The sequence below is a fragment of the Tardiphaga sp. genome, from assembly GCF_041424195.1.
GTDB lineage: Bacteria > Pseudomonadota > Alphaproteobacteria > Rhizobiales > Xanthobacteraceae > Tardiphaga.
The window spans coordinates 25,419-37,223 of sequence record NZ_JBGMOE010000066.1; the positions used below are offsets into that span (position 1 = coordinate 25,419).

Consider the following 11,805-nt stretch of genomic DNA (forward strand, 5'->3'; position numbering starts at 1 on the left):
ATCGTCACCCTCGCCTGAACGCGCTTGGGCTCAGGCTGGAGTGCTCGCCAATCGCGACGAGCCTCTAAGGATGGTTTTAATTTTGCCGACATCCTGGAAGCGCCGCAGTGCGGCCAACCGCGATGGCGGGACTTAGCCCACCGATCCCTCAAGCGAGATCGAAATCAGCTTCTGTGCTTCGACTGCGAATTCCATCGGCAACTGCTGCAACACGTCCTTGACGAAGCCGTTCACTACGAGGCCCACGGCCTCTTCCTGCGACAGGCCACGCTGGATGCAATAGAACAGCACGTCTTCGGAGATCTTCGAAGTGGTCGCCTCGTGCTCGAACAGCGTCGAGGCATTCTTCGCCTCGATATACGGCACCGTATGCGCGCCGCACTGATCGCCGATCAGGAGCGAGTCACAGGCCGTGAAGTTGCGTGCGTTCGTTGCCTTGCGATGCGCGGTGACGAGGCCGCGATAGGTGTTCTGCGACTTGCCCGCAGCGATGCCCTTGGAGATGATCCGGCTCGTCGTGTTCTTTCCGAGATGGATCATCTTGGTGCCGCTATCGACCTGCTGATAGCCGTTCGAAATCGCGATCGAATAGAACTCGCCGCGCGAATTGTCGCCGCGCAGGATGCAGCTCGGATATTTCCAGGTGATCGCCGAACCGGTCTCGACCTGGGTCCAGGAGATCTTGGAGTTATCACCGCGGCAGTCGCCGCGTTTGGTGACGAAATTGTAGATGCCGCCCTTGCCCTCGGAATTGCCGGGGTACCAGTTCTGCACCGTCGAATACTTGATCTCGGCGTCGTCCAGCGTGACCAGCTCGACGACAGCCGCATGCAGCTGGTTCTCGTCGCGCTGCGGCGCGGTACAGCCTTCAAGATAGCTGACATACGCGCCCTTGTCGGCGATGATCAACGTGCGCTCAAACTGACCGGTATTGCGCTCATTGATACGGAAATAGGTCGACAGTTCCATCGGGCAGCGAACGCCCGGCGGCACATAGACGAACGACCCGTCCGAGAACACGGCCGAGTTTAGCGTGGCATAGAAATTATCCGAGGTCGGCACGACCGTGCCGAGATACTGCTTCACCAGATCGGGATGCTCGCGGATGGCTTCCGAGATCGGCATGAAGATGACGCCGGCCTGCTTCAGCTCTTTCTGGAATGTGGTCGCGACCGACACCGAGTCGAACACGGCGTCGACTGCAATCCTGCGCTCACCCTCGGGCCGAACGACACCTTCCAGCGCCTCGATCTCTCGGAGGGGAATGCCGAGCTTCTTGTAGGTTTCGAGAATCTCGGGATCAATCTCGTCGATCGAGCCGATGGTCTTCTTCGGCTTCGGTGCCGAATAGTAATAGAGATCCTGGAAGTCGATCTTCGGATACTCGACCCGCGCCCACTTCGGCTCTTCCATGGTCAGCCAACGGCGATACGCCTCAAGACGCCATTCCAGCATCCATGCCGGCTCGTTCTTCTTGGCGGAGATGTAGCGGACGGTGTCTTCGGAGAGACCCTTCGGGGCCTTCTCGGATTCGATGATGGTCTCGAATCCATAACGATATTGATCGACGTCGATCTGGCGAACCCGATCGACGGTCTCTTGTACGGCAGCCATTTTATCCTCCGCTCGCGGTTTCAAGGACCGCGGTGGATCAATCCAGAAACGTGAAACTCAAAGCTTGTCGGGGTTCTTTACGATGTTCCCGCGGGGAAATCACCCCTCTTAGAACCGTTCAAGCTGTGTTTCGTCGCTATGTTTAAGTAGTGTACCCGAGAGCTTTCGCCAAGCCTCCAGGCATCGATCGACATCCGCTTCGGTGGTCGACCAGCCCAGACTGAGACGCACGGCACCCCGGGTCAGTTCCGGCCCGAAACCCATGGCTTCCAGCACGTGGGACGGCTGCACCTTACCAGAGGAACAGGCCGACCCCGACGATACCGCGATACCTTCGAGATCAAATCCAATCACGGCAGTCTCGGCCCGCAAGCCGGGGGCGCCGAACAGGACCGTATTGGGCAAACGCGGCACGTCTTGGGCAAACACAAGTCCGTTGCTGGATTGCCGCAAGCCCGCCTCAAGCCGCTGACGCAGTTTTTCGACCCGTTTCATGTCATCAAGCGACGCCATTGCGGCCATCACAGCGGCGCCGAAGCCGGCGATTCCGGGCACGTTTTCGGTTCCCGCCCGGCGGCCGAGCTCCTGTCCGCCACCGCGGAGCAACGCATCGAGCCCCGCGACGCCACTAGCCAGGATCAGCGCACCGACGCCCTTGGGCCCCCCGATCTTGTGTGCAGAAATCGATAGAAGATCAGCCTGCAATTGACTGATATTAATTGATATCTTACCGAGCGCCTGCACCGCATCGACGTGCAGCAAGCCGCCGGCCTCATGCACGAGGCCGGCAAGCTCAGGAATCGGTTGAAGGGCACCAGTTTCATTATTCGCCAGCATCACGGAAACCAGCGAGGGCTCCTCATCAGCCAAAATCGCCCGCAACTCATCCGGTTTCACGACGCCCTGGCGGTCCACGCCCAGCACCTGGAGATCTCCATCGGCGAAGCGCCCGCCCGCGAGCACCGAGGCGTGCTCCACCGCGGAGACGATCAGCCGCCGTACGGGCACGCCCGGCTTCCGCACCAGCCCGGGGGTCAGCGCCAACACATTGGCTTCGGTTCCGCCCGAGGTGAACACCACGTTCCGCGAATCTGCCCCCACCGCGCCAGCGACCGCCGAACGGGCATCCTCGACCACACGACGGGCCTGACGGCCCTCGGCGTGGACCGATGACGGGTTACCGACGAGATCCCACGCAGCCGCCATCGCCGCCCGCGCCTCGGGGCGCAGCGGAGTGGTTGCATTCCAGTCGAGATAGACCCGGTCTTTGGCCAATTTTTCTTTATCCTGAAGGGCTTGGAGCTTCGATGGCGGAATCGGACCTTATCCGATGCTCATCAACATCACTCTTAGCCCAACTGGCCGCCAAAAGCGCCCATCGAAGCGCATCTCAGAACCGCCGAGGCGTTCAATATGCTTGCTTTTCGCCCCTACGCTCATGGTAGAACGCGGCCTCAACTTCACCCGGCGCCGCCCGCTCTTACCCGACGGCGCCAGATCGCCCTTCCTCGCAGGGTCGCCTCCGAGCCATTCTCGCCGAGCCCTGCGCGAAACCGGCTGATCACGCCAATAACGGGACCTAAGGATCACTATGCCCGAAGTCATTTTCACCGGTCCCGCAGGCCGCATCGAAGGCCGCTATCATCCGGCCAAGCAGAAGAACGCGCCGATCGCGATGGTGCTGCATCCGCATCCGCAATTCGCGGGCACGATGAACCACCAGATCGTCTACCAGTGCTATTACGCCTTCGTGCACCGCGGCTTCTCGGTGTTGCGCTTCAACTTCCGCGGCGTCGGTCGCAGCCAGGGCTCGTTCGACCACGGGACCGGCGAGTTGTCGGACGCAGCGGCAGCGCTCGACTGGGCACAGACCATTAATCCCGAAGCCCGCGCGTGCTGGGTCGCCGGCTTCTCGTTCGGCGCCTGGATCGGCATGCAGCTCCTGATGCGCCGCCCCGAGGTCGAAGGCTTCATCTCGATCGCGCCGCCGGCCAATCTCTATGACTTCTCGTTCCTCGCACCCTGCCCGTCGTCGGGCCTGATCGTGCACGGCGAGAAGGACGCCGTCGTGCCGCCGAAGGACGTCAATACGCTGGTCGAGAAACTGAAGACCCAGAAGGGCATCGTGATCGATCAGCACATCATTCCGGGCGCCAACCACTTCTTCGACAACAAGCTCGAGCCGCTGATGGAGTCGGTCACCGGTTATCTCGACATGCGTCTTGCCAACGTTCGCTGAGGCCTGAGGCCGCGCCGGGTCTCTTCGAGACTCCTAAACAAAAGCCCTCGGCCAGATCTGGCCGAGGGCTTTTTCGTTTCAGGTCCTGATTGGGATCAGAACGAACGCAGGATCTGGACCGAGCCGTTATAGAGGTTCTGATCCTTGATCTGGTAAGCCTGATTAGGCTTGCCGGTGGCCGTGCCCGTATAGGTGCCATCGAGATTCTGATCGAGGCGCGTATATGTGAACTCAGCCGAGAGGGTCAGATTCTTGACCGGGGTCCAGGCGGTACGGGTACCGACCTGCGCTATTCCGAAATCGAAATTGCTGGTCGTGCCGGTGATGCTGCCGGCAGTGGAGCCCGTATTGGACGAACTGCTCGTTCCCAGGCGGCCGCCAGCCGGACCAAACGCCGCTGCCAGCAACGCGTTGCCGGCATCGCCATAGGAAATATGGCTGTAGTTGCCGAACACCGAGGTGCGCCACGCCGCGTTCCAGTAGTGCTCATAGAAGGCACTCACTTCCCATGCGTCGCTCTGCTGGATCGAGCCGCCCGGCGAGTAGACGCCATCGAGCACGTAGCCAAAGCCGACCGTATTACCATCGAACTTGGCAAAACGACCGCCGCCGGAGGTTTCGAGCGATCCGCCGGTGAAGGCGTAACGTGCCGCGCCCTTGGCATAGGATGCTTCGATCTTCAGGCTATCGTTGGCGCCGGTCGGCAGGACCTTGAATTCCACCGCTCCGCTGACCGCAAAACCGTAGGCATCATCGGGATGCCCAGTGAGTTCATTTGCCCCGTAGAAGCCGGCCGTCGACGTGTGCATTGCTGCAGCAAAGTGCAACGAGCCCCACTTCTGATCGAGCCGCAGATTGCCGACGACATCGGGAATGTGATTGCCGCCCGTGGCGTTGCCGAAGAACGTATTCGAATTGTTGCCGTAGAATGCACCAGTGAACGACCCAGCGCCTGGCGCGACGATGAAGTTCGCGGTGTTGTAGAGACCTGCATTGCGATAGGGCGATGCATTCTCAAGCGCGATGGTGCCCGAGAAGCCGTTGCCGAACTCGGCCGTGTAGGCGATCTGCGGAATGCCCGTCGTATTGCTCGAACCGGCGAGGAAGCCGGATGAGATCCAGGGCTTGGTCAGCGCCCATTGCGGATCGAAGTTCGACACAGCCTTGCCGAAGGTGAAGCCGGCAAATTGAATGAACGCAAAGTCCACTTCCGTGAAGCCACCAGCGATGCTCTCGCGGTTCTGCGTGAAATCGAGCTGTATGTTTGCATAGGTACGAACCACACCATATTCCGATGCCGTGCGTGTGTCGGTCGTGATGTTGATGCGCTCGCGGGTCAGGTAATAATCCTTGGTCCAGAGATTATTGCCGCCGGCGCCGCCCTGCCAGAACGGCGCGTCGTACGGACCGCCATTGATGGTCGTATCGAGCCGGATGGCGCCGCCGATCTTGATGCAGGTGTCGGTACCCGGAATGTAGTAAAAGCCGGCACCGTAGATCGAGCAGACCTTTACATATTCGACAGCCTTGGCCTTCACCGGAAGGTCCGCCGCCTGCGCGCTGCTCGCTGCCAGCAACGCTGCCGCTGAGCCAAGTATCATTCGCTTCATCATGGTCACATCGCCTCCAGACCGATCTTATCGGCACGCCGATAGTCTCGGGCGCGCCACTCATGAGGCAGAGTTGTGGAAGATCACATTGCGAAACAATGAGCGCGGTCGATTGTCGCAGCATCATTTTCCGGCTGTGTGCTTTAGGCAACATAATTGGCAAGCTGCGGCATTTCGGTACCGAACTCATCACAGGATTCGGCGATGCCCTCACGCATTCGTGTCCGCGGCGGCAACAAGCATAGACGCCGTCGGTCGCGATCAACTTGATTCGTTGGGTGAGTCGAAAGGTCCAAGTTACGGCAAACTTCGCACTAGCTCGCGAGATAGTCCGCTTTCACGCCACCCGTCATCGGGTTCGGCACACCGGTTGTTGCCGGATAGCTCAACGGCAAGCCCAAGAGCGAACGCACTGCCAGAAATGCAAAAGCCTGCGCCTCCATCGCATCGGTGGACCAGCCCAGCACATCTACGCTCTCGACTGTCGCAGCAGGCAATCGCTGCCGCAGCATATTCAGCATCGTCGGATTGCGTGCGCCCCCGCCAGCAATCACCCAGCTAAGCGGCGGCTTGGGCAATAGCGGCGCAACGCTGGCGATGGTCGCAGCGGTGAACGCCGTTAAGGTCGCTGCGCCGTCCGCCGGCGTAACGTCTTCCAGCACCAGTGCCGCAAAGTGATTACGATCGAGCGATTTTGGCGGTGCTGCCGCAAAGAACGGATCCTGCAATCCCTTCGCGATCCACGCATCATCGACGCGACCCTGCGCCGCCAATGCGCCATCCGCATCGAACGGCTGCCCCGTCGCGCGCAACATGAAGTCATCGAGCAGCGCATTGCCCGGACCGGTGTCGCAGGCAATCAACGCGATATCCGCATCAATGTAAGTCACATTGGACACGCCGCCGATATTGACCACGGCAATGGGTCCGTCGCGATGCAGTCCCTGCGCCAAGGCGCGGTGATAGACCGGCACCAGCGGCGCTCCCTGCCCGCCCGCAGCCACGTCAGCCGCGCGCAGGTCGTGGATCACGGGCAGACCGACCATCCCGGCCAGACTAGCCGCGTCGCCAATCTGTACGGTGAGTCGATCGGCGGGACGATGCAACACGGTCTGTCCGTGAAAGCCGACGATGTCGATGCTGTCACGTGCGATGCCGTGATCAGTCAGAAACGCCTCAATGGCCTCGGCATGGGCCGATGTCACCATCCGCTCCGCCTCGGCCAGACTGCCCGGCCTGATATCCCGCCGGCTCAGTTGCACGGCCTCGGCCAGCGCCTGCCGCAACACGACACGCTCAGCCTCGCTATATGGCCGATACCCCGACGGGCCGAACGACCCGACCCGTTCGCCGTCAGTCTCGATCAGGGCGACATCGACCCCGTCCAGCGAGGTTCCGCTCATTAGGCCGATCGCGGTCAGCATATCAGGCACGCGGCAAAGCCCTCATTTTGGGGTCAAAACTTGTGTCGAAGCGTCCAATCTTATAATGCCACAGGCACTTTGGGGCGGCCAGCACGCGTTCCACCTTGCCGCCAATCCATTGAGACAGCGTAAAATTATCCCAACCGAGCCGTAAACCGATGACCACCTACAAGTCCGATTTTCTCAACGTCCTGCAGAGCCGCGGCCTGATCCATCAGGTCTCCGATGCCGAGGCGCTGGACGCCGCCTGCAGCAAGGGACCGGTCACGGCTTATGTGGGCTATGACGCCACGGCGACCAGTCTGCATATCGGCAACCTGATCTCGGTGACCATGCTGTACTGGTTTCAGCAGACCGGGCATCGCCCGATCACGCTGATGGGTGGCGGCACCTCCATGGTCGGCGACCCGTCGTTCCGGGACGACCAGCGACAATTGCTGACGGTCGAGAAGATCGCGGAGAACATCGAAGGCATCAAGAAGATCTTCGGCAAGATGCTGACCTATGGCGACGGTCCGACCGACGCATTGATGGTCAACAATGCCGATTGGCTGCTGAAGCTGAACTATGTCGAATTCCTGCGCGACGTCGGCCGCCACTTCTCGGTCAACCGCATGCTGTCCTTCGACAGCGTGAAGCTGCGCCTTGACCGCGACCAGTCGCTGTCCTTTCTTGAATTCAACTACATGATCATGCAGGGCTACGACTTCGTCGAGCTCAACCGCCGCTACGGCACGCTGCTGCAGATGGGCGGCTCCGACCAGTGGGGCAACATCATTAATGGTGTCGACCTCAGCCACCGCATGGGCGGCCCGCAGCTCTACGCGCTGACGACACCGCTACTCACCAAATCGTCCGGCGAGAAGATGGGCAAGTCGGCCTCCGGCGCCGTCTGGCTCAATGGCGATCTCTTCAGCCCCTATGACTTCTGGCAGTACTTCCGGAACACCGAAGACGCCGATGTCGGCCGTTTCCTCAAGGTCTTCACGCGCCTGCCGCTCGACGAAATCGCCAAGCTCGCGGCCTTGGGCGGTTCGGAGATCAACGAGGCGAAGAAGATCCTCGCCACCGAAGCGACGGCAGTGGTGCACGGCCGCGATGCAGCAAATGCCGCTGCTGAGACGGCACGCAAGACCTTCGAGGAGGGCGCGCTCGCCGACAGCTTGCCGACCGTCAATATTCCGCAAGCCGAACTTGAAGCAGGCGTCGGCGTCCTCGCGGCCTTCGTCAATGCCGGTTTCGTCGCGTCGAACGGCGAAGCGCGGCGGCAGATCAAGGGCGGCGGCTTGCGCGTCAACGATATTGCGGTCACCGACGAGAAGATGATGTTGACCCCCGCGCTGCTGACGGAAGGCGTCATCAAGCTCTCGCTCGGGAAAAAGCGGCACATCCTGCTCAAGCCTGCATAGCCACATTCGTCTGGCGCACTTGTTCATGCACTGCGAAACGCGCTCCATGGCGTAGCTGTCGTAAACGCCGTGAAGAAGAAGCCAGATGGATTTGAAGACGTCCCAACGCACCGGACTGACTGTTCTCGGTGTCTGTTTCACGTTGTCCGTGCTGGGACGCGGCCTGCAGGAAAGCTTCACTGTCTTTCTGCTCCCGATCTCGCAATCCTTCGGCTGGGACCGCGCCGAGGTCGTCTCGATCTATTCACTCATCGCGCTCTGCGTCGGCCTTGCGGGACCGCTGGTCGGGCGGCTGTTCGACCGCTCGGGTCCGCGTACTGTGTTCCTGACCGGCATCGCCCTGCTTGGTGGCTCGCTGCTCGCGGCAGCCTATGCAGAGAAACTCTGGCAATTTCAGCTCGCACTCGGTCTCTGCCTGGGTTTCGCAATAGCATGTATCGGCAATGTGCCGAACTCGCTGCTGCTCGGACGCTGGTTCGGCAAGCGGCTGCCGACCGCCATGTCCGTCGTGTATTCGGCAACCGGCGCAGGCGTGTTGTTGATGCTTCCTATCGCCCAGTTGCTGATCGATCACTTCGAGTGGCGTGGCGCCTATCGCATCTTCGGCTTTGGCGTCCTGGCGCTGCTGGTGCCCTTGCTGTTTCTGCCGTGGCGCAGGTTCGGCGCAGGCTCACCGCATCTCGAGAAGCCGCAGACCAGCGAGACGCTCATTGACGAGGGCTGGACCCTGATTGGCGCCATGCGTCATCATGCATTCTGGGCCTTGTTCGGGACCTTCTTTTTCACCGCCATCGGCATGTATGCGATCTCGCCGCAGGTCGTCGCCTATCTGATCGATGTCGGTTTCCCGCCGCTGCAGGCGGCAACCGCCTGGGGCTTCAGCGGGGTGGTGCTGCTGTTTGGAATGCTCGGCGTCAGCTGGCTCGACGGCGTGATCGGTCGACGGCCATCCATTCTGTTCAGCTACAGCCTGTCGCTCCTCGGCATCGTCATGCTCTGGCTGCTTCAATGGTATCCGAACTATGCGCTGCTTACTGGCTTCGTCGTCTGTTTCGGCAGCATGATTGGCTCGCGCGGACCGCTTCTGACAGCGACGGCGATGAAGATCTTTCGCGGCAAGCGGGTCGGCACAATTTACGGAACGATCACTTTCGGCAGCGGGCTTGGATCGGCAATTGGGTCATGGACCGGCGGCCTGCTGCATGACTGGACCCAGAGCTATAACTCGTTGCTCGCCTTTGCCTTGATCAGCGTCGTGATCGGCATGATCCCGTTTCTCATCGTCCCAGCATTGCGCCAATAGCGCCCAAACCTCTCGACGCAATAGTTCGCACCCGAACGATCTATCTGAGTTTGTCAACTTTCATGATTGGTAAGTGACTCGCTGGTATTTTGTTGCCAGTTTTGCATGGACCAGAGGTCAATATGAGTTTGCTTAGCCGTTTCACCATCCGCACCAAGCTCACCAGCATGGTGTTGGTGTCCGCAGCGTCGATTTGCGCCGTCATCGCGGTGGCCGCGTCGCTAAGCCAGAAGCGCATGCAGCAGGACCGTATGGAGCAGCTTCACACGGCCACCGACCTGATGCTCGGCATGGCTGAAAGCCTTCAGGAGGAAGTGGCGGCCGGGAAACTGAGCCTCGCCGACGCCCAGATGCAGTTTCGCATGCGCGCGCGCAACATGACGTTCGGTAACAAGCAGGGTTACCTCGTTGCCTACCGCCCCGACGGCGTCATCCTCGTCAATGCCGGCAACCCCAAACTCGAAGACAAGAACACGGGCGCCAAAGACTCCAACGGTGTCCTGATCTCGAAAGCGATCATCGAGGCCGGCAAGCAGAGTGCGACCGGCGGCATGACCTATTATCTCTATCCACGACCAGGCCAGACCGAGCCCACCGCCAAAATGGTCTATGCTCGGCACTTCGCGCCGTGGGACGCCACGCTTAGCTCCGGCCTCTATGTCGATGATCTCGATGCCGACGTTTACGCTTTGCTCGTCCGCCTGGGTTCGCTCGGCGCCGGAGTGCTAGGCGTCATGGCGCTCCTGTCCTTTCTGATCGCCAGCGACATTCTCGGTGCGCTGCGCCGCCTCCAGGCCCGCATGCATGAGATCGCCAATGGCTCGCTCGACCAGAAGGTCGGCGAGACCGATCGCAGCGACGAAATCGGTCGCATGGCGGAAACGCTGGAGATGCTGCGCCAGACGTCGCTGACCGCCCGCTCCCTCGAAGCCGAGCAGGCCAAGCTGAAGCAGATGAGCGAAGCCGAGAAGCGCGACGCGCTGATTGCCCTCGCCGATCGCTTCGACTCCTCGGTCGGGCAGCTGGTTAGCCTGATGGCATCGGGCTCCACCGAGCTTGAGGCCACCGCGCAGTCGATGAGCGGCACAGCCGCTCGCACCAACGATCAGGCAGGCATCGTCAGCGCCGCCGCCTCGCAGGCCAGCACTCGCGTGCAGACGGTTGCCGCCGCCGCCGAAGAATTGTCGTCGTCGATTGCCGAGATCGCGCGTCAGATGGCGCAGTCAGCCAAGATCACCACCCACGCGGTCGATAGCGCCCGCCGCACCGACACCATCGTGCGCGCACTTGCCGATGGCGCACAGCAGATCGAGCACGTGGTCGAACTGATCTCCACCATCGCCGGCCAGACCAATCTGCTGGCGCTGAACGCGACCATCGAAGCCGCCCGGGCCGGCGACGCCGGCCGAGGCTTTGCCGTGGTTGCCACCGAAGTGAAGAGCCTTGCCGGTCAGACCGCCGACGCCACCAAGGAAATCAGCACCCGCATCGCGCAGATCCAGAGTGCGACCAAGGAAGCCGTCGACGCGATCCAGGGCATCACTGCCACCATCGAGGAGGTCAGCGCCATCGCCACCACGATCGGCTCTGCGATCGAGGAACAAGGTGCTGCAACGGCCGAGATCGCCCGCAACGTGACCCAGACGGCTCAGGCCACGCAGGACGTCACCACCAATATTGGAGGCGTCAGCGCTGCCGCGCACGAGACCGGCGACGCTGCCGGCATGGTGCTTAACGCCGCTTCCGGCCTGTCGAAGCAGGCCGAGCAACTGTCCGGCGAAGTCACGACGTTCCTCGCCGGCGTGCGTGCTGCCTGATCTCCAGCAGCACAATCCAACGTAAAGGGCGCGGTCGTTGCTGACCGCGCCCTTTGTCTTTGTAAGTCGACGATGCCGCAATCAGCGCGCGGTAAAACCACCATCCACCGGCAGCGCGACGCCGGTCACGAAGGCAATCGAGAACGAACTCAGAGAGGCGGCCGAGCGCGGCTATCAGCAGAGTTCATCGGAGTATATCGCCGACCTCGCGGGAGTGGCCATGCCCTTGCCGGTGCAACATCGCCGGTTGTCGCTCGTGGTTGCCCGCCCGACGTCGCGCTGCCTGACACGGCGTCCTGAAACGGCGGCCATCATCCAGAAGCTGATACAGAGATTCGCATCCGAACTCGCGTCAAGCTAAGCCCCGCACAATGCGGCGAGCACTGTGC

At 61.2% G+C, this 11,805-nt stretch carries 9 protein-coding genes; 5 read left to right on the forward strand and 4 right to left on the reverse strand.

Going from position 1 to position 11,805, the window contains the following annotated elements; translation table 11 throughout:
• Positions 1-132 precede the first annotated feature (132 nt).
• The gene (gene sufB, locus ACEK02_RS10495; protein ID WP_371421650.1) at positions 133-1,614 is read right to left on the reverse strand and encodes a Fe-S cluster assembly protein SufB; all 1,482 of its coding nucleotides are present in this window, start codon (positions 1,612-1,614) and stop codon (positions 133-135) included.
• A gap of 108 nt (positions 1,615-1,722) precedes the next feature.
• Complete coding sequence (locus ACEK02_RS10500; protein WP_371421651.1) at positions 1,723-2,889, reverse strand: cysteine desulfurase family protein; 1,167 nt, start codon at positions 2,887-2,889, stop codon at positions 1,723-1,725.
• 316 nt (positions 2,890-3,205) lie between these two features.
• Between ACEK02_RS10500 and ACEK02_RS10505 the strand changes: the two genes are divergently transcribed.
• On the forward strand, positions 3,206-3,853 hold the full coding sequence (locus ACEK02_RS10505; protein WP_068736626.1) for an alpha/beta hydrolase: 648 nt from the start codon (positions 3,206-3,208) through the stop codon (positions 3,851-3,853).
• 95 nt (positions 3,854-3,948) lie between these two features.
• Here the strand turns inward: ACEK02_RS10505 and ACEK02_RS10510 are convergent, their stop codons facing one another.
• Positions 3,949-5,466, reverse strand: a complete 1,518-nt coding sequence (locus tag ACEK02_RS10510) for a porin (RefSeq protein WP_371421652.1) — start codon at positions 5,464-5,466, stop codon at positions 3,949-3,951.
• A gap of 311 nt (positions 5,467-5,777) precedes the next feature.
• On the reverse strand, positions 5,778-6,887 hold the full coding sequence (locus tag ACEK02_RS10515; RefSeq protein ID WP_371421709.1) for an anhydro-N-acetylmuramic acid kinase: 1,110 nt from the start codon (positions 6,885-6,887) through the stop codon (positions 5,778-5,780).
• Between the two features lie 158 nt (positions 6,888-7,045).
• On the opposite strand from ACEK02_RS10515, the gene tyrS reads away from it, so the two are divergent.
• The 4 genes from tyrS to ACEK02_RS10535 all read left to right on the forward strand — a co-directional run bounded on the left by tyrS (position 7,046) and on the right by ACEK02_RS10535 (position 11,777).
• Positions 7,046-8,296 (forward strand): tyrosine--tRNA ligase, encoded by a 1,251-nt coding sequence (gene tyrS / locus ACEK02_RS10520; RefSeq protein WP_371421653.1) that lies wholly within the window; start codon positions 7,046-7,048, stop codon positions 8,294-8,296.
• A gap of 85 nt (positions 8,297-8,381) precedes the next feature.
• Positions 8,382-9,599, forward strand: a complete 1,218-nt coding sequence (locus ACEK02_RS10525) for an MFS transporter (protein ID WP_371421654.1) — start codon at positions 8,382-8,384, stop codon at positions 9,597-9,599.
• 122 nt (positions 9,600-9,721) lie between these two features.
• A complete protein-coding gene (locus ACEK02_RS10530) occupies positions 9,722-11,416 on the forward strand; it encodes a methyl-accepting chemotaxis protein (protein ID WP_371421655.1) in 1,695 nt (564 codons plus the stop codon).
• A 37-nt stretch (positions 11,417-11,453) separates the two neighbouring features.
• Positions 11,454-11,777 carry a hypothetical protein gene (locus tag ACEK02_RS10535; RefSeq protein WP_371421656.1) on the forward strand — a complete coding sequence of 108 codons (324 nt, stop codon included), beginning with the start codon at positions 11,454-11,456 and terminating at the stop codon, positions 11,775-11,777.
• Positions 11,778-11,805 lie beyond the last annotated feature (28 nt).

Bases quoted from the DNA above. Each gene is read 5' to 3' on its own strand.
- sufB (WP_371421650.1), bottom strand. From the start codon at position 1,614: ATGGCTGCCGTACAAGAGACCGTCGATCGGGTTCGCCAGATCGACGTC.
- ACEK02_RS10505 (WP_068736626.1), top strand. From the start codon at position 3,206: ATGCCCGAAGTCATTTTCACCGGTCCCGCAGGCCGCATCGAAGGCCGC.
- ACEK02_RS10510 (WP_371421652.1), bottom strand. From the start codon at position 5,466: ATGATGAAGCGAATGATACTTGGCTCAGCGGCAGCGTTGCTGGCAGCG.
- ACEK02_RS10515 (WP_371421709.1), bottom strand. From the start codon at position 6,887: ATGCTGACCGCGATCGGCCTAATGAGCGGAACCTCGCTGGACGGGGTC.
- tyrS (WP_371421653.1), top strand. From the start codon at position 7,046: ATGACCACCTACAAGTCCGATTTTCTCAACGTCCTGCAGAGCCGCGGC.
- ACEK02_RS10525 (WP_371421654.1), top strand. From the start codon at position 8,382: ATGGATTTGAAGACGTCCCAACGCACCGGACTGACTGTTCTCGGTGTC.
- ACEK02_RS10530 (WP_371421655.1), top strand. From the start codon at position 9,722: ATGAGTTTGCTTAGCCGTTTCACCATCCGCACCAAGCTCACCAGCATG.